This window comes from Neobacillus niacini (assembly GCF_023715415.1).
In the GTDB taxonomy this organism is placed as follows: domain Bacteria; phylum Bacillota; class Bacilli; order Bacillales; family Cytobacillaceae; genus Neobacillus; species Neobacillus niacini_C.
On the sequence record NZ_JAMBOB010000008.1, the window covers coordinates 218,005 to 238,107 of the forward strand.

A 20,103-nucleotide genomic window follows, 5' to 3' on the forward strand; every position below is an offset into this window, starting at 1 on the left:
AATTATAAAAGGGTGTGAAGTTCCATGTGTCTAATATTGTTTGCTTACAAGGTACATCCAAAATATAAATTAATGGTTGCTGCAAATCGAGATGAGTTTTATCAGAGACCGACGGCACCTATTCATTTTTGGGAAGACGATCCGGAAGTCCTTGCCGGAAGGGATTTAGAGAAAATGGGTACTTGGATGGGTGTTACCAAATCGGGGAGGTTTGCGGCACTAACCAATTTTCGAAACCCAAAGGAAGTTATCGAGGGAAAACGCTCCAGAGGAGAATTAGTGGCAAATGCCCTGCAGTACAAAGGTGATATCAGGGAGTATATTGAGAGTTTAGGTAGAAATCATGACGCATATCCTGGATACAATCTGGTAGCGGGGGATGGTGATGAGCTCTACTATTATTCCAATATTGGTCAAGAATTAAAAAAGATGTCACCAGGTATCTATGGGGTCAGCAACCATTTGCTTAATACAGAATGGCCAAAAGTCCAAGCTGGCAAAGAAGGGTTAGCTGATATTTTGATTCGTAATCAAGAGGATTATGTTGAGCCTCTTTTAACACTACTTCAAAAAGCAGATCAGGCACCAGATGAAAAACTACCTCAAACGGGGGTTTCATTAGAATTGGAAAGAATGCTTTCGCCGATGTTTATCAAAAGTGAAGGATATGGGACAAGGAGTTCGACGGTTTTATTAATGGAGGAAAAAGAGATTCACTATGTAGAACGAGTTTTTTCTTTTAACGAGGTAAATACTCAAAAATATACAATAGAGTTGAAATAAATAACTAATCAAACGTTTGATTAGATGTGTTGCTAAACTAATCAAACGTTTGATTAATAAAATTCACACAGGAAAACGATGCCTAGGATTCAGCAGAATCCTTATTGATAGCCTTATCAGATTCCACTTTTTTAGTCCCTTTGCTGACATAAGGTTTAGCATTTTTAGCTTTTTTAGCACCGACCTGCCAACGATTCCAGCCTTTCTTACCTGTTCCTCTGCCTATTCCACTTTTCGCTTTTGCCTTTGGCATCTAACCACTCCATCATAATTGAAAACAGGCTTTTACCGAGAAAGGTTATTGAGTTTTGTCCTCAAAAAAACCTAACGCATATTTAATACCCTCTTCAATTTCATTTGTATCATAACCTTGTAAATCTTCGTGCGTAATTTCCAGGGTTGTTCTTGATAATGAATAGCCGCTGTCTAAATTAATATCAAGAAGGACCTCAAACCCATTTGCGGTATTCTTAATATCAATAATATCATAATCAAGTATAGGTGCTCCCGTTTGGTACGCTAATGGTTCTAACTCTGACATTACCACACCCCCATCATTAGTTCTAGTCAACATTCGAACATAGGTTATACAAAAAGGGTAAAATATAAACATTTTTTTGTGAGCTTTACGTAACGATAAAAAATTGATACTTTGTCTAATGTTCAATAGGTATAATTAATATTAACTGAATATTTACATAAATATACTACTAGGCTCCCTGACTTAACTACCACCATTTAAAAGGAGAGATGGGTATGCAGCGGCAAAAGCTTTTAATTAATGGCGAGAGATTAAAGAATGAGCTTGAACGGTTTGCGAACTTTGGCAGAACAGAAAAAAATGGCGTAACCCGGTTGTCATTATCGGAGGAAGATCGGGCAGCTAGAGATTTTTTTCAATCATGCTGTGAGGAACTAGGCTTAACAGTTAAGGTTGACGATATGGGCTGTATGTATGCAACACTAGACGGAGTGGAGAATAAACCTCCCATCCTAATTGGCTCCCATTTGGATTCAGTTAAAAAGGGCGGCAGATTTGATGGTGTGCTTGGGGTATTAGCCGGTTTAGAGGTAGTTAGAACGTTAGTGGAAAATAAAATTAAGCCTCGTGTCCCGATAACGATTGTTAATTTTACAAATGAAGAGGGTGCGAGGTTCGAGCCTTCAATGATGGCATCAGGCGTACTTTCAGGTAAATTTGATAAGAATGTAATGGTGAAAAAGAAAGATTCTGCGGGGATTACGTTTGAGGAAGCACTTAAAGAGATTGGATACGAAGGGGAAGTAGAGAATCGTCTAAAAGAGGGTACTGCTTTCTTAGAATTGCATATTGAACAAGGTCCGATTCTTGAAAAAGAAGCCCTTTCTATAGGCGTTGTGGAATGTGTGGTAGGTATGGCCTGCTTTGACATTGAAATAACAGGTGAATCTGATCATGCTGGAACGACACCGATGAGTATGAGAAGAGATGCTCTTTTTGCCGCAAATAACCTGATTAATGAAATCCGCAGGGTATTAGGTTCATTAGATGAAGAGTTGGTATTTACCATCGGCAGGGTAAACGTATATCCGAGTATTCATACTGTTATTCCAAATAAGGTTGTATTTTCCTTAGAGGCAAGACATAAAAACCCAGAAATGGTTCGTACGTTTAAAGACTTTGTTGAAAATCTTCCAAACCTAGGATTAGACGAGGGCTGTGAAGTAAAAACAACCAAGCTATGGGAGCGAGATACCGTTTGGTTTGATACCGATATTGTTCATCAATTAGAAAAGTCTGCACAGTCACTAGGGTATAGCAATAAAAGAATGGTCTCGGGTGCTGGACATGATGCTCAATTTATTGCCAGTCTTGTTCCTACTGCAATGCTGTTTGTACCAAGTTTTAATGGGAAAAGCCATTGTGAAGAAGAGTTGACCTCGTGGGAAGAATGTGAAAAAGGGGTAAACGTTCTATTAGATACTATTTTAGCTTTACTATCGAAATAAAAGGAGGAGACACCAGGTGCTGGGCCTGGTGTCTCCTTTTTTGTCGTTTAGGAATTATAAAACACCTAAAAATGTTGATAATTGTTCGGTAAATATTTCACATTAAAGTTCATAGTCCAACTTTGCACAAATGCTTTGCCCGCCATTTGGTCTCCACATTAGTTATAAATGGAGTTATAGTTTACTTAAGCAATTGCTAAGAGTAAACAAAGTACACTTTTGCACAAACTAGTGTGCAAAGGAGGTTGCTATGATGTCAATAGACCAACGCAGTACTGCCATATTGTCTCATTTGGTTCAGGCAAAAGCGTTTGTTCCTATTAAAGAACTTACTGAAAAGTTCCATATATCAAGAAGGACCATTTACTATGATATTGAAAAAATAAATGGATGGTTAAAAGAAAATAATTTGCCTCCTGTGAAGCATGTAAGGTCAGCGGGCTTTTGCTTAGAGGAGGACGCTGCAACCCAAGTTCCAGAAAAACTTGGCACGATTGAAACTTGGCATTACGAATACTCTGCAAAGGAGCGAAAAGCCCTCCTAGCTATTCATATCACGTTACGTGATAATCCCTTATTCCTCGAAGATTTGATGGAAAAAGTCCGGGTTAGTCGAAATACTACCATAGACGACCTAAAAGGGCTAAAGGAAGAGCTGGGACGGTTTGGATTAACGCTAGAGTTTGAACGTAAGCTCGGATACGTGATTCTAGGGACAGAAGACGATAAACGGAAAGCTATTTTCTTTTATCTTCAGCATGTGCTCGCAGGTCAAAGTTGGCAAACAATCATAACAAAAATTCCAGCGATTTTAAACGAAGCTGATGAATTAGATACTTTTGATTATGAGAATTTGAAAGCGGTTCAAAAGATTGTTGCTGAGAGTGAAGAAGAATTAAATATTCAATTTACCGATGAAATCATTGATAGTTTAGCTTTTCGACTACTGATGTTTTCAAAAAGACTATCGAAGGGTAAAAATGTTTCCATTGATCCTGTTGAAAGAGAAGTCCTGAAGGAGACAAAACAGTATCAGGCAGCAAGAAATATTGGCAGCAAGCTTTCCAATCTATTTGATATTGAATTTCCTGAAGACGAAATCTTTTATATTACGAAACACTTGCTAGGTTCACGGGTTCAATCCGAAGAAGCTCTTCCGCATAAAAGTGGAAGTAATAAGGCTTTAGGTGAAGTGGTAGAGGATATGGTGAGTGACTTTCAAAAGTATGCTTGTGTTTTTTTTAAAGATCGCAAAGAAATTGAGAAAAATCTTCTTATTCACATCAAACCAGCTTACTACCGAATTAAATACGGACTTGAATTAGAAAGTGGAATGACAGAAACGATTAAGGAAAAATATAACGACATCTTTCAACTAACAAAAAAGGTAATTTTTCATCTAGAGAATATAGTGAAAAAAGAAGTTAATGATAATGAAATTGCTTTAATCACGATGCACTTTGGTGGCTGGATGAAGAGAACTGGTGCAACACCAGCCATTCGGAAGAAAGCGTTGATTGTTTGTACAAACGGGGTTGGGACCTCGAGATTACTACAGAATCAGTTAGAAGGTCTCTTTTCTACAATTGATATAAGCGAATGTGTTTCATTAAGGGAATATCAGAATAAGAAATACAATGCCGATTTTATCATTTCGACCATCCCGCTTGAGGAAAAAAATAAACCTGTTTTCGTTGTCAGTCCAATTCTAACGGAGGCAGAAAAAGAAAGTCTTTTAAAAAAGGTAAATGCAGAATTAGATGCGCCCGCGAAACAAACGACATCTGTGGAAGCGTTAATGAATATTATTCAGAAATATGCAGATATCAATAATGTTGATAGCCTTCAGAAAGAGTTGAAGCAATACCTATATAAGCCTGCTAGTGTAATAACGGAAATGATAAAACCTTCACTAATGGAAATACTGAAGTGCGAAAATATCCAATTGGTGGAGAAAGTGAAAGACTGGCAAGAAGCGATTCGCCTTGCAGCAGAGCCTCTTAAGCGAGATGGCTCGATTACAGATCATTACATTCGTGCGATGGTTCAAACGGTAAAAAAAATGGGACCCTATATTGTGGTTGGACCCAAAGTGGCAATCCCACACGCTAGACCAGAGGATGGTGTCAATAAACTGGGAATGAGTTTCTTAAAGCTCACGCAATGTGTTTCGTTTTCCGATGAAAGAAAACATGATGTCCAGATAGTCATTGTGCTTGCAACAATTGATGGTGATACACATTTAAAAGCATTATCACAATTATCGGATATGCTCTCAAATGAGACAAACATCAAAAATATTAGCCAGGCAAAAAATTCCAATCTTATTTTTGAATTGATTAAAGCCTACTCGAAAGAATAGTAAAAGTAACATGGAGGGTTCAACATGAAATTTTTAGAAGAAAACCAAGTGGCCTTAGATGTCGAAGCTACCTCACCTGAAGATGCGATTCGTGTGGCAGGGAAATTACTGGTTGAAGCTGGTGCTGTAGAGGAGGGCTATGTGGATGCAATGGTGGCATCTTTTCAAAAAAATGGCCCCTATTTCGTACTAGCACCAATGATTGCTCTCCCGCATGCAAGGCCAGAGGATGGTGTACATGAGGCATCAGTATCCTTTGTAAGATTGAAAAATGCAGTTATCTTTGGCAATAAAGCAAACGATCCTGTTCAATTTGTCTTTGCCTTAGGTGCATCATCTAGTGATGAACATCTTCAAATTTTACAAAAGTTAATGGTTTTATTAAGTGATCAAGAAAATATACAACAGTTAGCAGAATTAACAAGTTACCAAGAACTCAATGAAATGATTAGGGGGAAATAATAATGAAAATTTTATGTGTATGTGGGTTAGGTCAAGGTACGAGCTTAATTTTAAGAATGAATGTAGAAACGGTGTTAAGAGATTTAGGAGTATCAGCAGATGTGGAAAATACAGATGTATCAACTGCTTCAGGTATGTCTCCTGATTATATTATTACTAGTAATGAACTTGCAGAAACACTTGCTGGAAGTTCGGCAAAAGTCATTATCGTTAATAACTATTTTGATTTAACTGAGATAAAGTCAGCTCTTCAAGGTCAACTAATCTAGAGGAGAAACTAGAGGGGGAAATAATATGGAAGCAATTAAATGGTTTGCTACAAACGTCTTTGGTACACCAGCCATTTTGCTGGGATTTATCGTACTTTTAGGTTTATTACTGCAAAAGAAGAGTACAAGTCAAATTGTTAGTGGAACGTTTAAAGCTATTATCGGTTTCTTAATCATTAATGCAGGTGCGGGTGTTATTGTTGGTGCATTAAATATCTTTGAACCAATGTGGAAGGAAGTATTTAATCTTGAAGCCAGTTCGTTAGGTAATTTTATGGGCCAAGAGGGCTTTAACGCTAAATACGGAAGTGCTGTAACGTTAGCGATGACACTTGGTTTCTTAATTAATGTTTTACTAGCTAGATTTACAAAGTTCAAGTACATCTACTTAACAGGTCACATGATGTTCTGGACAACCTCTATTTTTGCTGGTGTTATTGTTAGTACGGTTGGGGATGTTTCATTTGGTAAACTTGTTATCTTTTTAGCAATCTTTATGGGACTATATTGGACCTTCCAACCAGCAGTGGTTCAACCGTTCATGCGTAAAATTACTGGAAATGACAATATCGCATTAGGTCATACATCAGCCTCTGTAGCGTTACTTGCAGCATTTGCAGGTAAAGTTCTCGGAAATAAGGAAAATGACTCTGAAAAAATCAAATTGCCAAAAGGCCTAGAATTCTTAAGAGATTCGAACGTTATTACTGCGTTAACAATGGGTATTCTGTTCCTTGTTGGAGCTATCATTCTTTCTACAAAGGACACGGAAGGTGCAAAAGCATTAATTACCCAAGCAGGAGATCAAAACTTTATTATCTATTCAATTGTTCAGTCGTTTACATTTGCCGGCGGTATTGCCATCGTGTTATTGGGTGTAAGAATGTTTATTGGTGAAATGGTTCCTGCATTTAACGGGATTGCAACAAGGTTAGTACCAGGTGCAAAACCAGCATTAGACGCACCAATTGTTTTCCCATATGCACCAAATGCTGTTATTCTTGGTTTCCTTGGGGCCTTTGCTGGTGCCTTAATCTGGCTTGTTGTTCTTGGGAATACAGTGAGTTATGTGTTTGTACCAACTATGATTGTATTATTCTTCCACGGAGCAACAGCAGGAGTTTTTGGTAACGCAACTGGTGGTGTAAGAGGGGCGTTGATTGGTGGTTTTATCACCTCAACTGTTGTCGCTTGGGGTCAATACTTCATGGTTAAAATGCTTATTTCAAAAACGATTCCTGATACAGCAATGTGGGCAGCGGACTCTGATATGTTCATCTTAGGACCAATTATTAAATTCCTTGCTCAGCTGTTCTTTTAAACTAAATCAATTTGAGTAAAGGGCAAATACAAATTGCCCTTTACTTATTTCTTAATAATAAGGAGGACCTATCATGAGTTTCATTCGAACATTACGAGGAGATATTAAACCGGAAGAGCTTGGCTTCACCTATTCACATGAGCATATTGTTTGTCGACCTGCATTTTGGGAAGAACGGAATGCTGACGATTTATTATTAGATGATAAAGAAAAATCAAAGCTTGATGTCGAAGATTTCAAACGGTATGGTGGTAAGTCAATCGTAGACGCAACTGCCATTGACTATGGCCGCGATGTACAGGCTGTCAAAGAAATCTCAGAAGAACTTGATATCCATATTGTTGGAACAGCTGGATTCAATAAAAGCTTTCTATGGGACGCAAAAGTAAAGGAAGAATTAAAGCCAATCATCGGTAATTATCAAACCTATACAGAGTGGATTGACGCTGCAAGCATCAACGAATTAACGGACCTCGTTGTAAGGGAAGTAGAAGAAGGACTTGAAGGAACCCCATTCAAAGCAGGTCAGGTGAAATTTGGAACTGGATACAACCGAATTACACCACTGGAGGAAAAGACTCTAAGAGCGGTAGCAAGAGCACATCATGAAACAAAGGCTCCTTTGCATTCTCATACCGAAGCAGGAACAATGGGCTTAGAGCAAATAGAATTGTTATTAAGTGAAGGGGTTGACCTTTCTAATATGAGTTTTGGACATATGGACAGAAATCCAGACCCTTATTATCATGAACAAATTGCTAAGACAGGAGCATACCTATGTTTTGATGGAATAGCTAAAATTAAATATGCACCTGAAAGCACTCGGATTCACTGTATTTTAGAACTAGTGAAAAAGGGTTATGAAAATCAAATCCTCGTCAGTGGTGATACAGCAAGAAAAACCTATTATAAACATTATGATTACGGTCTAGGACTTGAATTCATAATTGCTAAATGGGTTCCACGTTTCATTGACGATGCGAACCGCCAAGGCTTTGACGGTGAAAAATTGATACAGAAATTCTTTGTTGAAAATCCTGCAAGATGTTTTACATTCAAAAAGTAAAGGGGGACCACCATGATTTTTCAGAATGAAAATTCCTTTGAAGTGAAGGAGAAAATTCAAGAGAGCCGGGTTGCCATCCTGCCAATCGGGGCAGTCGAGGCACATGGTCCGCATTTACCGCTTGGTACGGATAATTTTTTAGCAGAACGTCTATCAAATCGTGTAGCTGAAAAAACAGGCGCTTTTGTTTTACCAACTTTACCATATGGACAAGTTTGGAGTTTAAAGAACTTCCCAGGAAGTATTAATATCAGCAACGAATCACTCATCAGCTTTATCGTGGATATCGGTATAAGTCTTTATGAACAGGGATTCCGTGTTTTTGCGATGATCAATGGTCATCTCGGCAATGCGGTTGCAATGAAAGAGGCAGCACGCAAGCTGTACAGTCAATTTCCAGATTTCGAAATACTTTACCTTTTTTACCCTGGTGTTAAAAAGGTGACGGAGGAAGTACGGGAAACGAAGTCATCTCATGCCAGCTACTTCCATGCCTGTGAAATTGAAACTTCATACATGCTTTATTTGGCGGAAGAATATGTGGATATGGATAAAGCTATTTCCGACATTCCTACCATTCCTATGAGTGCAGATGTTACCCCAACTCCCTGGGAGGAATTTACAAAATCTGCTGTCCTTGGCGATGCATCCATTGCCACAAAGGAAAAAGGGGAAAAAATCATTGAAGTGGCAATTGAGAATATGATTAAACTAATAGAGGGTGCGAAAAGTGGACTTAAAAACGCTTAAAAAAATAGATAACTTTTTACTATTTAACTTTTTAGCAAAGGATCAAGAAAATGCGAAAGAAATTATTGAGGCCGGTGAAGGTTATATCGTTCCTGGAATTGTTTCCTCTGACTTTGAGAGAATTGAGGACGGAATCCAGAAGGTTAAGGAATTGAAAGAAGTTACTCCGATTGTCAGTATTGGGTTAGGGGATAATGGCAATCCGGCCAACTGGGACAAAGTATTGGAAATTGCTGCAGGTTCGAATCCCGGTCATATTAACCAGCCGTTTGAAAAATCAAGCTATTCTCGCGGCTATTTAAATGCCAAGGGTCTTGATCAGGCAGTAAATGGACTTGTCGTTCCATCAGGAAAGGTTGGGTATGTAAAGGTATCAGGAATGGAAATCAAGGTAGAAGACCTGGTTGATCTTGCTCTGTCGATGGGCATTAACTCGATTAAATTCATGCCATTAAAAGGAACCACCCACCTAGAAGAACTCGTTTATTTATGTAAAGTTGCAGCGAAAAAGGGAATCACTGCCATTGAACCTGCAGGGGGAATTTCTGCAGATAATATTGCTGACATCGTTGGTGCAGTCCGTGATACTGGTATTCCAGTGTTTATGCCGCATGTCTTTGGTTCTACCATCGATAAAGAAACAGGAAGAACTATTCCAGAAGAAGTAGCGAAAATTATTGCAAAAGTCAGGGGTTGATCAACAGTGCTTACACAATATTTTGATAAGGCAAAAGAAAAATTAGCGTTGGTGGAGGAAACACAAAAGGAAAGTTTACAAAAAGCGGCGGAAAAGGTTGCAGAAGTTATCCAAAATGGTGGGATTGTTCAATTGTTTGGTTGTGGTCACTCACATATTTTAACTGAAGAGGTATTCTACCGGGCAGGAGGGCTTGTGCCAATCAAGCCTATACTTGTCGAGCCGTTAATGCTTCATGAGGGGGCACTGCGCTCATCCCAGCTTGAGCGTCAAAATGATCTGGCAGCAGAATTTCTCAAAGAACAAGATATTCGTTCTGAGGATTTAGTATTTGTTCTGTCTACTTCGGGACGTAACCCAGTCCCAGTAGATGTAGCCCAAGAGGCAAAGAGCCAGGGAGCATTCGTGGTAGGTATTACATCATTAGAATATTCTCAAAGCCAGCCATCAAGACATAAAAGTGGGAAACATCTATATAATTCCGTTGACTTAGTCATTGATAATCACTCAACTAAAGGGGATGCTTCTCTTTCCTATGAAAAAGTAGCCGTTCCATTTGCACCTACCTCAACAGTAGTAGGAGCAGTTATCTTAAATGCAATCTTTGCGGAAGCAATTAAAATCATGGCAGATAAAGGATTCGAACCACCTATTTTCCTAAGTGGAAACATAGATGGAGCGGATGAGCATAATAACAAATTAGTAGAACAATATAGAGGGAGAATCTCTTTACTTTCATAGCAATCAACAAGATATAGGACCAATAGGGGATAGGCGAAATCGCCAATCCTCTTGTTTTATTTCCATGTTTCATAGCAACAAAACCCGAGGAGTTTCATTATGATTTAAAAGAAAATGAATAAATGGAAGTAGTCTTTCCGTTCTGTAACAGCACTATGAGAAGAACGAGGAAAGACCCAATTGTGTAATCTCCACTTGGGTCTTATTTTAAGTTGCTTTCAGGATTTTGTTCGTTATCGATTCGAGTTCTTGATAATTTCAGCATAGAATTTAATGGCATTGATAAAATTGTCCTTGCTGATATGTTCGTTTGTACCATGCATTCTGTTTAAATCCTCTGAAGTAATTTGCACGGGTAAGAATCGATAGGTATTTTTGGAGATACTATCATAATGTTTGGCGTCAGAGCCGGCAAACATTAGATATGGAGCGATAACCGCATTATTATACACATTTCTAGCTGCCTGCTGAATCGATTTAAATTCCCATCCATTAATAGAAGAAACCTTTGAAGCTTCGCTGCCAGTGATGGTCACTGTGATAGCATCCTCCTCAATGGTATCCTCAATAAATGTTTTGACTTCTTCTAAAGAATCTCCAGGCATCAGTCGGTGATTAATGATTGCCGTTGCTTTCTCTGGTAAAGCATTATACTGCTCGCCAGCTTGGAAAATCGTCGGAGCAATCGTTGTTCGAATTAAAGCGGCTGTTGCTGGCTGCTGCAACAGTATTTGTTCAATAATCGGCTCGAATATAATCTTGTTTGCAAAAACGTATTTCATCGCAAAGCTCATTTCTGGTGCAACGTATTCAAATAAGTCTTCCCCAGGTCCTCGCAGGTCGCCTTTAAATTGTGTATCCTCTAGCTTCGCAATAGCACTGGCAATCCTGCCGATATTGGTTTGATTTTTCGGCTGAGAGGAGTGACCACCGCTGCCTTCAATGGATAGTTCAGCTGTGGCAGACCCTTTTTCTGAAATTCCAACGACTCCCACAGGCTGGTCAACGCCCGGAACCATGTTTTCAACAATCGCCCCACCCTCATCCAATACAAAATCAAAGGTGATTCCTCTTTCTTTCAAGGTATTTACAATCTCGAGGGCGCCTTCGTCACCGCCAATTTCTTCATCAAAACCAAACATAATATAGACATCTCTAGCGGGCTCGAATCCGTCATTGACTAGGAACTCCACTGCTTCTAGTATTCCGATAACACCAATTTTGTCGTCCAATGTACCGCGGCCCCATATTTTGCCGTTTTCTACTGTTCCGCTGAAAGGAGAATGTTCCCAATTTTCTTCTGTTCCTTCTAAAACAGGAACAACATCATAATGACTAGTTAAGCCAATCGGATTTTTACTGGAATCTGAGCCTTTCCATTTATAAATAAGAGCATATTCATGAATTTTTTCTAACTCTAGTTCGTCGTGAACCGCTGGATAGCTCTCCTCAAGAAAAGAAATAAACTTAGTAAATTCTGTAAAGTCAAATTTACTACGCTCCTGGTAGGAGACGGTTTTAAATGTAATAGCTTGAGACAAGTGCTGCACCGCTTTTCCTTCGTCAATTACAATGTCTGTTGGTTTTGGAGAGGGTTGTTTAGATTTAACCATCAGTGAGTTGAAAACGGTTACAATAATAAAGATTAAAACCAGTCCGCTAAAGATACGAAAGAATAGTCTTCTTTTTTTCATTAAAGGTTTCCCTCCATTCATACCTCTATAGTTCAATATTATGGTAGGAAATACCTTTAAAAGAATAGTTGATTTTCTATCATATTTGGTTATAAAATAACTAAGTTCCTGATTTTAAATTGAGGAACTATTTTAAAAATTCTTTGCAGTTTTGCACATTATTTTGTATATTAATATAGTTAATATTGTAGTTACTTACTTATATAACAATCGTTTGTTTCGAAAATTAGTGTTTTTTAGATAATATTTGTAAAATCTGGATTATCATTCCTTTTTATACAATCGCTGGAGGCGACTTATGGAACGAAAATTACCATTAAAAGAAACGATAGCCTTAGGCTTTTTTATGTTTGCCTTGTTCTTAGGGGCTGGAAATATCATTTTCCCTCCTTTACTTGGACAGCAAGCGGGGGAATCCCTTTTATCAGCTATCATTGGATTTTTAGTCACGGGTGTTGGATTGCCAGTTTTGGCCGTCTTCACAATCGCAAGGTCAGGCGGAGATCTAAATGACTTATCCAATAGAGTACATCCTGCATTCGCTAAGGTCTTTCCGGTAATTATTTATTTAACAATTGGGCCGTTTTTCGGAATACCTAGAACCGGTACGGTAACCTATGAAATCGGTGTTGCCCCATTTCTACCAAATGAAAGCAGCTTGGGGTTATTTATTTCAACTTTTGTATTTTTCCTTATCACCTTTTGGCTGGCACTTAACCCAGCAAAACTAGTTGATCGTGTTGGAAAAATTCTTACTCCGTTACTTTTACTATTAATTGTAGTGATTTCAATAAGAGGATTTTCTTCGCCGATTGGTTCGATTGGGGAGGTAGTAGGAAAATACAGAGACGGTGCGTTTTTTGGCGGGTTTGTCGAAGGATATTTAACAATGGACGCCATTGCTGCTCTTGTTTTTGGAGTAGTTGTGATTAATCGCGTGCAAGAAATGGGAATAAAGAAGGCATCAGCTATTCGTTCTTACACGATTAAGGCCGGGATTATTGCAGGGCTTGGGTTATCGTTTGTCTATATCTCACTAGCCTATATTGGTGCCACGAGTGTTGAGGGTGTTGGAGTCCAGGATAATGGCGGAGCTATTCTTTCATCCGTTACTTCACTGTTATTCGGTCCGTTCGGGTCCATTATTCTTGCGTTGGTTATTACCGGAGCCTGTTTAACCACTTCAGTAGGGTTGGTTGCAGCCTGTGGTGAGTATCTTAGTCAACGATTTCCTAGACTTTCCTATCCTGTTGTCGTCACCATCCTTTGTTTATTTAGTTTTACAATGGCGAATCTAGGATTAAGTCAGCTAATTTCTGTTTCAATTCCACTGCTAATTACAATTTATCCGTTTGCGATTGTCTTGATACTATTATCTCTACTGAACTCCTATATTCCGGTTTCAAGGGCTGTTTATATAGGTGCAATCATTGGAGCTGGGATTGTTAGCATCTACGATGGTCTTACCACTGCCGGTATTGAAGTCGCATCCATTTCAACAGCACTCACCTTCATTCCACTTTACACAAATGGATTAGGATGGCTGTTGCCAAGTATTTTGGGCGGACTGCTGGGGTTAGTGACCAGGGGGACGGTTCTTTTGGCCTTTTTTGGAAAAACGAATTAAAAAAACACCATAAAAGTTGTCTTAACGGGTTCCATTCAAAAATTAATAGAAAATGAACACAAAAAAGGCAGCTATGGCTGCTTTTTTTGCATTAAGCCTTAATTGTTTATTAAACAGGTATCGTTCCCTGGTCCCATCTTTTTCACTCTGCCAGGGAACGATTCCTAACAAGAATCGTAATCTTAATTAGTACTTCAATTAGTCATCTAATTTTAATGGTAATTATATTATTTTCTGACCGTTAGAACCGTCCCCATGGTCTCATAATCTAGAAAAGACTAGGCTCAGCCTAGTCTTCCATCACTTTCTTATTAATGCTACTCGGTAAGGGAAAAGGGCAGCCTCCATGATTCCTTCTTTTACAGCAGGATCGTTCTCCATTAGTTCTCGTGCTTCTTCTTCAGAGTCCACCTCGAGTATAACAATCCCCATTCCAGATGGATCCATATTCAATGTTCTTCCAGCTAAAATTAATTTTCCCTCAGCAAGCAATCCTTGGAGTACCTCGAAGTGGTGCTGCACAATTGCTTCTTCTCTTTCTGTCCAATTGGATTCATCTAGTAATGAAGGAATAAGAGTAAGCTTGTATAAAAATTGCAATTTTCCCATGATTAAACCTCCAATTTTTTAAGGAAATGATAGTGCCCCTTACCAGGCAAAAAGCCCAAACTCTAAGTTAGAATTTATATTATTCTATCTTTCATATAAAAATCCTTCTTTTACAAAAGCTGGATATGACAGCACCTATGAAAAAATAGTAAAATAGTGATCTCAGGACCCAATTAAAGGAGTCTAATTCTAAAATATGAATTGGACTCTTTTTTTTGAAAATTCCCCTGTTTAATCACCAAGAGCCCTCCTAGTTACCACTATATGATTATTCCAGCCGTTAAGGTCACCAAGAGCCCTCTTAAGTTACCACATTCTCGTTTTTTCAACACTTTGGGTCACCAAGAACCCTCTTAGGTTACCACTTTTTCACTTTTTCAACCGTTACGGTCACTAAGAACCCTCTTAGGTTACCACTTTCTTATTTTTTCAACTATTACGGTCACCAAGAGTCAATAAAATTACGAATCTATGTAATAAGACTAGCTTTTTTTGTTCCATTTAAAGGAAGTGTTGTAAATTAATATGAAAAAGTGTAAAATTACACTAAATACATATATGAATTTTTAGAAGGGGTTTTTATGGGGAAAAATATGCTTCCGATGTTTTTGTATTTTGGTGTAGTTCCACTTCTTATTTCATTCATCACCTTAACGATTACAACAAACAACTTTTTGATTACGACGATTCTTCCGCTCATCATTGGCGGTTGTATTGCTGGGTGGATTGCTGCTAGAAAACTGATTAAATCGGATGATCAACGGGGACTGACGCTTATGTTCATCCTTCCGCTTGCGTATACTGCTGTAATTTGGGCCGTTTTTATGCTGATTAGCGGCGGGTTTTACGGGGCAGATTCATGGTTAGTTTATAGTATTTTACATATAGCGATGGCGCCAATCTTCTTTATAACAATGCTAATGGGTGAGGGAAGATTGTTTCTATGGGCACCATTATCCTATGAAGTAGCATTTGTAGTTGCTGTTTTCTTATCGCTCCTCATGAAAAGGGTCCGACCTACTTTTAAAAAGAAGCAAGTGGTGACAATTTTAACTGTATTCATCTTGGCAATAGGTACGGGAGCAGCTGTACAGTGGCAGCGGAGTAAAACGGTCCTGCCATCCTATGGCTTTGAGTATGGCGGAGGTTATTCCTCTACCGATTTAACACCCTATGACGTAACAAATCCAGGGAATATCCTCCCTAGACTAGAGTCTCCTTCTACCTTTACGATAAAGAATCCTGGCGAAATGCCTATAGTAGACGGTGCGGAAGCAGCATACCCTGTCTATTCTGCATTTGCTAACGCAGTCTATGAAAACATCAGTAAAGTGGATAATGTAATGGACATCGTTAGCTTTACAAATACCATTTACTCCTATGAGCGGCTATTGTCTGGTGAAGTGGACATTTACTTTGGTGCTGAACCATCGAAGGAACAGCAGGAAATGGCGAAAAGGCAGGGAAAGGAACTGGTCATGACGCCCATTGGCAAGGAGGCATTTGTCTTTTTTGTTAATCCGGATAATAAAGTAAATAGTTTAGACGTCTCCGAGATTCAGAGCATTTATTCTGGGAAAATAAAGAACTGGTCTGAACTTGGAGGTAAGAACGAAAGAATAATAGCTTTTCAACGTCCGAAAAATTCAGGCAGTCAAACGCTGCTGGAAAAAATCATGGGTGACACGTCAATCATGGAGCCATTGAAAGAAGATGTTCCAGAAGGGATGGGCGGGATTATCGAGCAGGTTGCTGATTACCGGAATTACGATAATTCAATTGGATTTTCATTCCGTTTTTTTGCAACCGGAATGAGAGACAATTCAAATATTAAACTACTTGCAATAGATGGTGTCGAACCAACTCCTGAGAATATTGCGAGTGGAAAATATCCTTTTACTGCTAACCTTTATGCGATATCCTTGAAAGACAACACCAAGACCACTATTGAACCCTTTCTGGAGTGGATGAAAGGGCCACAAGGCCAAGAGATTATCGAGAAAATTGGGTATATAAAAAATTGAACGTTGGAGGAAGAGTAGATGAAAAAGGTAAGATGGGGGATTTTAAGTACCGCAAAAATAGCACAAAAATCATTAATTCCAGCATTTGAACGGGCAAATAACGCTGTGGTTACAGGAATTGCTTCAGGCAGTGGAAAGGCTGAAGAGGTAGCAGCGCAATTTACTATAGCAAAGTCATACAGTAGTTATGAGGCGATGCTGCAAGATCCAGAGATAGATGCAGTTTATATCCCGCTGCCAAACCATTTACATAAAAAGTGGACAATTGAAGCAGCCAAACATGGAAAGCATATTCTGTGTGAAAAACCAGCGTCCTTAACAGCTGAAGAAACAAAGGAAATGGTTGAGTTCTGCCGTAAAAGCGATGTTAAATTTATGGAAGCTTTTATGTATCAGTTTCACCCGCAGCATGAAAGAGTAAGGGAAATCATCAAAAGTGGTGAGATTGGTGAAGTTAAATTCATGAGGGCTAGCTTTTCCTTTTTCCTTGCCCAGCCAGAAGGCAATATCAAAATGGACCCAAATAAGGGAGGGGGAAGTCTCTATGATGTTGGCTGCTACGCAATTCATTCCATTTGCAATATTTTAGGTGCTGAGCCGGTAGAAGTCGATGTCAAAGCCAATGTGGATTCAGACTATCAAGTAGACACATCTGCCTTTGGTTATATGAAAATGGAAAATGGCGTTCATGCACATTTTGATTGCAGTTTTGACATGGTGTTTAGAGCAGAGTATGAGGTTATTGGGACTGCGGGTCACATAAAGGTTCCTAGAGCATTCCGCCCTGATAATCATGGGGGAGAAGGACTTGTTATTGTTCAAAAAGGCGAAGAAACAAGAGAAGAAAAAATAGTGGCTGATATCTATAAAGAAGAAGTTGAGCATATCTCGCAGGTGATTTTGGAAAATGGAGAGCCTTCTTATTCAGGGGAAAATGCTATACAAAATATGCGTGTCATTGAAGCTTGTTACCAATCTATTAAAACAGGAAAAATTATTAAGTTAAAATAATAAAAAAGCAGCATAATCCCTAATAATTATCAGGGGTTGTGCTGTTTTTTGTTAATTATTATTATATTGTATTATTTTCCAATACAAACATAGTGTTTTACCACTTTAACGAGAAATAGTATTATATGGAGAGGCAGAATTTTCAGGCATATTAAAGAAAGGGGGGAACTGAGCATGACAACACGATTGGAAATGAAAAGTATTTCAATAGAGTTTCCTGGTGTAAAAGCGTTAAACGATGTTTCTTTTTCGACAGAGACAGGAACAACTCATGCTCTCATTGGTGCCAACGGTGCTGGTAAGTCAACATTAATGAAGGTTCTCTCAGGAGCTTACAATCATTATACGGGTGATATTTATCTAGATGGGAAAAAGGTTAGTATTCGTTCGCCAAAGGATGCTCAAAATCTTGGTATTCAAATTGTTTACCAAGAAGTCGATACAGTGCTTATTCCATATTTAACGGTTGGAGAAAACATTATGCTTAATGAAACGGTTCATGATATGGGAAAAAAGCAATTTGTCAGCTGGAAGCATATCCACGAAAAAGCAACGAATATTTTAGATAGTATTCATGTAACTATCTCATCAAAGACTTTGGTAAGTGAATTAACGTTAGCTGAAAAACAAATGGTGATTATCGCAAGATCCTTGGTCAAACAATGTAAATTTCTGATTTTGGATGAGCCGACTGCGCCGTTAAGCCATTCAGAAACGAGTGAATTGTTTCGGATTGTTAGGGATTTAAAAAACAGAAATGTCGGAATTATTTTTATTTCGCATCGTCTTCCAGAGCTATTTGAAATTTGTGATGAGATCACGGTCATGAAAAATGGTGAATTTGTCAGTAAGGAAAAGATTGCTGAAACATCACAAAATAGAGTCGTAGAGTATATGCTCGGGGAAAAGTTAGAGGAACAATTCCCTAAATATAAAGTGGATATAGGAAGTAATGTCCTTGAGGTTAAAGGACTTTATGATAATGGGATGATTAAGAACTTTAGTATGCACGTCAATGCAGGTGAAATTGTCGGAATTGCCGGACTTGTAGGTGCAGGCAAATCCGAGCTTTGTAAAGCGATATTTGGTGCTTCAAAAGTTACCGCAGGTGAAATAAAAATCAACGGGAAAAAGATACGAATAAAAGACCCGAATCAGGCAGTAAAACACGGTTTAGCTTTTGTACCAGAGGAAAGAAGAAAGGAAGGGATATTGGTACAGGAGACCGTAGCTACTAATCTCACTGCTGCCAGCCTAGGGAGGTTTTCTAAGTTTATGAGCTTCCTTGACTTCAAGAGTGAAAAGAAAGTTTCGAATCAGATGATTAACAACCTAGGAATCAAGACACCATCAGAAGAAACAAGGGTTCAAAACCTTTCAGGCGGAAATCAACAAAAAGTAGCGATTGGAAAATGGCTGATTGCGGATGCGCAAGTGTACATATTTGATGAACCTACTAAGGGTGTAGATGTTGGGGCGAAGAAGGATATCTTTGAACTTATTTCTGAACTAGCAAAACGCGGCAAATCGATTATTTATGCATCGTGTGAATTCTCGGAGATTTTAGGAATTACTGACCGTGTTTATGTTGTTTATGATGGACAAGTAGCCAAAGAGCTTGCGACAGATTCAACGAATGAAGAAGAATTATTATTTTATTCAACAGGGGGTAAATAGAATGAGCAATGCGAACCCAGAAGTTCAACAAAAAATGCCCTCAAAAAAGAGGTTTGAATTATTTGATTTTTTGTACAAATACGGTACGATTATTACAATCTTAGCGTTAATAGTGATTTTTTCAATTACAAGTCCAGCATTTATGGATGGAGCAAATATCGTTAACATTCTAAGGTCTATTTCAATTGTAACCATCATCGCAGTCGGGATTACCATCTCCTTATCAGTGGATGGATTTGATTTATCGGTTGGTTCAACAGTGTCGTTAACCAATGCCGTCGTGATTTCAATGTTTGTATGGTTTTCGCAAAACATCTTCGTGGCATTATTAGCAGCGATTGGTGCAGCACTTGTAGTGGGTGCATTTAATTCCTTTATGATTGTAAAGGTAAGAATCCCAGATATGCTAATGACGTTAGCAACGATGTTTATCATTCAAGGGATTGCTTTAACTTATACAAAGGGCGCTACCGTATCCCAAAACATGGTCATGCCGGATGGAACATTCTCTACAGGTACAATTCCAGAGGCTTTCTCAAAAATTGGACAAGTACCGTGGATTATCATCATCATGATTGTCGTGGTTCTTATTGTCCACATTTTTCTAAAATTTACAAAACATGGACGATACATGTATGTGATCGGTGGAAACAAAGAGGCCGCTCGATTATCAGGTATTCCAGTAAACAAATATAAAGTAGCAGCGTATCTCATGTCTGCCACCTTTGCAGCCATCGGTGGTATTGTCCTTGCATCGCGTGTCATGACAGCGGAAATTAACTCAGGTGCACCGTATTTAATGGACGCAGTTGCGGCTGCTTTTATTGGGTCATCCGTTTTAGGTGCAGGCAAACCAAATGCCTTTGGTACCTTCGTCGGAGCTGTATTAATTGGAATTCTGCAAAATGGTCTAGTGATGATGTCTGTGCCGTATTACGCAATGGATATCGTCAAAGGAACCGTTCTAGCTCTCGCACTAGCATTAACCTATTATAAAAAGAAATAATTTGGAGGGGTTCGT

Annotated in this window: 19 protein-coding genes; 15 read left to right on the forward strand and 4 right to left on the reverse strand. The window is 38.7% G+C overall.

The window, feature by feature from the left end; translation table 11 throughout:
• Positions 1-24: 24 nt before the first annotated feature.
• Positions 25-783 (forward strand): NRDE family protein, encoded by a 759-nt coding sequence (locus tag M3189_RS19815; RefSeq protein WP_251636969.1) that lies wholly within the window; start codon positions 25-27, stop codon positions 781-783.
• An 82-nt stretch (positions 784-865) separates the two neighbouring features.
• On the opposite strand, the gene M3189_RS19820 is transcribed toward M3189_RS19815, so the two are convergent.
• Both M3189_RS19820 and M3189_RS19825 read right to left on the reverse strand, forming a co-directional pair.
• Complete coding sequence (locus M3189_RS19820; RefSeq protein WP_251636971.1) at positions 866-1,036, reverse strand: DUF3934 domain-containing protein; 171 nt, start codon at positions 1,034-1,036, stop codon at positions 866-868.
• Positions 1,037-1,081: 45 nt separating this feature from the next.
• The gene (locus tag M3189_RS19825; RefSeq protein ID WP_251636973.1) at positions 1,082-1,324 is read right to left on the reverse strand and encodes a hypothetical protein; all 243 of its coding nucleotides are present in this window, start codon (positions 1,322-1,324) and stop codon (positions 1,082-1,084) included.
• A gap of 215 nt (positions 1,325-1,539) precedes the next feature.
• Here M3189_RS19825 and M3189_RS19830 point away from each other — a divergent pair, with 215 nt between their 5' ends.
• From M3189_RS19830 to M3189_RS19870, 9 genes are all read left to right on the forward strand, one after another.
• Positions 1,540-2,772 carry a Zn-dependent hydrolase gene (locus M3189_RS19830; protein WP_251636975.1) on the forward strand — a complete coding sequence of 411 codons (1,233 nt, stop codon included), beginning with the start codon at positions 1,540-1,542 and terminating at the stop codon, positions 2,770-2,772.
• A 253-nt stretch (positions 2,773-3,025) separates the two neighbouring features.
• Positions 3,026-5,134: a BglG family transcription antiterminator gene (locus tag M3189_RS19835; RefSeq protein WP_251636977.1), complete on the forward strand. Its 2,109-nt coding sequence runs from the start codon at positions 3,026-3,028 to the stop codon at positions 5,132-5,134.
• Between the two features lie 24 nt (positions 5,135-5,158).
• Positions 5,159-5,596 (forward strand): PTS sugar transporter subunit IIA, encoded by a 438-nt coding sequence (locus M3189_RS19840; RefSeq protein WP_251636979.1) that lies wholly within the window; start codon positions 5,159-5,161, stop codon positions 5,594-5,596.
• Positions 5,597-5,598: 2 nt separating this feature from the next.
• Entirely contained in the window at positions 5,599-5,865 is a 267-nt protein-coding gene (locus tag M3189_RS19845) for a PTS sugar transporter subunit IIB (RefSeq protein ID WP_251636981.1), read from the forward strand.
• Between the two features lie 25 nt (positions 5,866-5,890).
• On the forward strand, positions 5,891-7,186 hold the full coding sequence (locus M3189_RS19850) for a PTS ascorbate transporter subunit IIC (RefSeq protein WP_251636984.1): 1,296 nt from the start codon (positions 5,891-5,893) through the stop codon (positions 7,184-7,186).
• Positions 7,187-7,259: 73 nt separating this feature from the next.
• Positions 7,260-8,252 carry a phosphotriesterase family protein gene (locus M3189_RS19855; RefSeq protein ID WP_251636985.1) on the forward strand — a complete coding sequence of 331 codons (993 nt, stop codon included), beginning with the start codon at positions 7,260-7,262 and terminating at the stop codon, positions 8,250-8,252.
• A gap of 12 nt (positions 8,253-8,264) precedes the next feature.
• Positions 8,265-9,002, forward strand: coding sequence for a creatininase family protein (locus M3189_RS19860; RefSeq protein WP_251636987.1), 738 nt, complete (start codon positions 8,265-8,267; stop codon positions 9,000-9,002).
• The gene (locus tag M3189_RS19865) at positions 8,974-9,699 is read left to right on the forward strand and encodes a KDGP aldolase (protein WP_435368107.1); all 726 of its coding nucleotides are present in this window, start codon (positions 8,974-8,976) and stop codon (positions 9,697-9,699) included. Before M3189_RS19860 ends, M3189_RS19865 begins: the two co-directional genes overlap by 29 nt.
• 6 nt (positions 9,700-9,705) lie before the next feature.
• Positions 9,706-10,440, forward strand: a complete 735-nt coding sequence (locus tag M3189_RS19870) for an SIS domain-containing protein (protein ID WP_251636991.1) — start codon at positions 9,706-9,708, stop codon at positions 10,438-10,440.
• A 233-nt stretch (positions 10,441-10,673) separates the two neighbouring features.
• Here the strand turns inward: M3189_RS19870 and M3189_RS19875 are convergent, their stop codons facing one another.
• Entirely contained in the window at positions 10,674-12,134 is a 1,461-nt protein-coding gene (locus M3189_RS19875; RefSeq protein WP_251636994.1) for a M20 family peptidase, read from the reverse strand.
• A gap of 298 nt (positions 12,135-12,432) precedes the next feature.
• Between M3189_RS19875 and brnQ the strand changes: the two genes are divergently transcribed.
• On the forward strand, positions 12,433-13,761 hold the full coding sequence (gene brnQ / locus M3189_RS19880; protein WP_251636996.1) for a branched-chain amino acid transport system II carrier protein: 1,329 nt from the start codon (positions 12,433-12,435) through the stop codon (positions 13,759-13,761).
• Positions 13,762-14,061: 300 nt separating this feature from the next.
• Here brnQ and M3189_RS19885 read toward each other — a convergent pair whose 3' ends face one another.
• Positions 14,062-14,370: a YciI family protein gene (locus M3189_RS19885; protein ID WP_251636998.1), complete on the reverse strand. Its 309-nt coding sequence runs from the start codon at positions 14,368-14,370 to the stop codon at positions 14,062-14,064.
• A 581-nt stretch (positions 14,371-14,951) separates the two neighbouring features.
• On the opposite strand from M3189_RS19885, the gene M3189_RS19890 reads away from it, so the two are divergent.
• The 4 genes from M3189_RS19890 (at position 14,952) to M3189_RS19905 (ending at position 20,088) form a co-directional block, all read left to right on the forward strand.
• On the forward strand, positions 14,952-16,394 hold the full coding sequence (locus M3189_RS19890) for a substrate-binding domain-containing protein (protein ID WP_251637000.1): 1,443 nt from the start codon (positions 14,952-14,954) through the stop codon (positions 16,392-16,394).
• Between the two features lie 18 nt (positions 16,395-16,412).
• Positions 16,413-17,405: a Gfo/Idh/MocA family protein gene (locus tag M3189_RS19895; protein WP_251637002.1), complete on the forward strand. Its 993-nt coding sequence runs from the start codon at positions 16,413-16,415 to the stop codon at positions 17,403-17,405.
• A 174-nt stretch (positions 17,406-17,579) separates the two neighbouring features.
• Positions 17,580-19,082 (forward strand): sugar ABC transporter ATP-binding protein, encoded by a 1,503-nt coding sequence (locus M3189_RS19900; RefSeq protein ID WP_251637004.1) that lies wholly within the window; start codon positions 17,580-17,582, stop codon positions 19,080-19,082.
• Between the two features lies 1 nt (position 19,083).
• A complete protein-coding gene (locus M3189_RS19905; RefSeq protein ID WP_251637006.1) occupies positions 19,084-20,088 on the forward strand; it encodes an ABC transporter permease in 1,005 nt (334 codons plus the stop codon).
• The last annotated feature ends 15 nt before the right edge of the window (positions 20,089-20,103 follow it).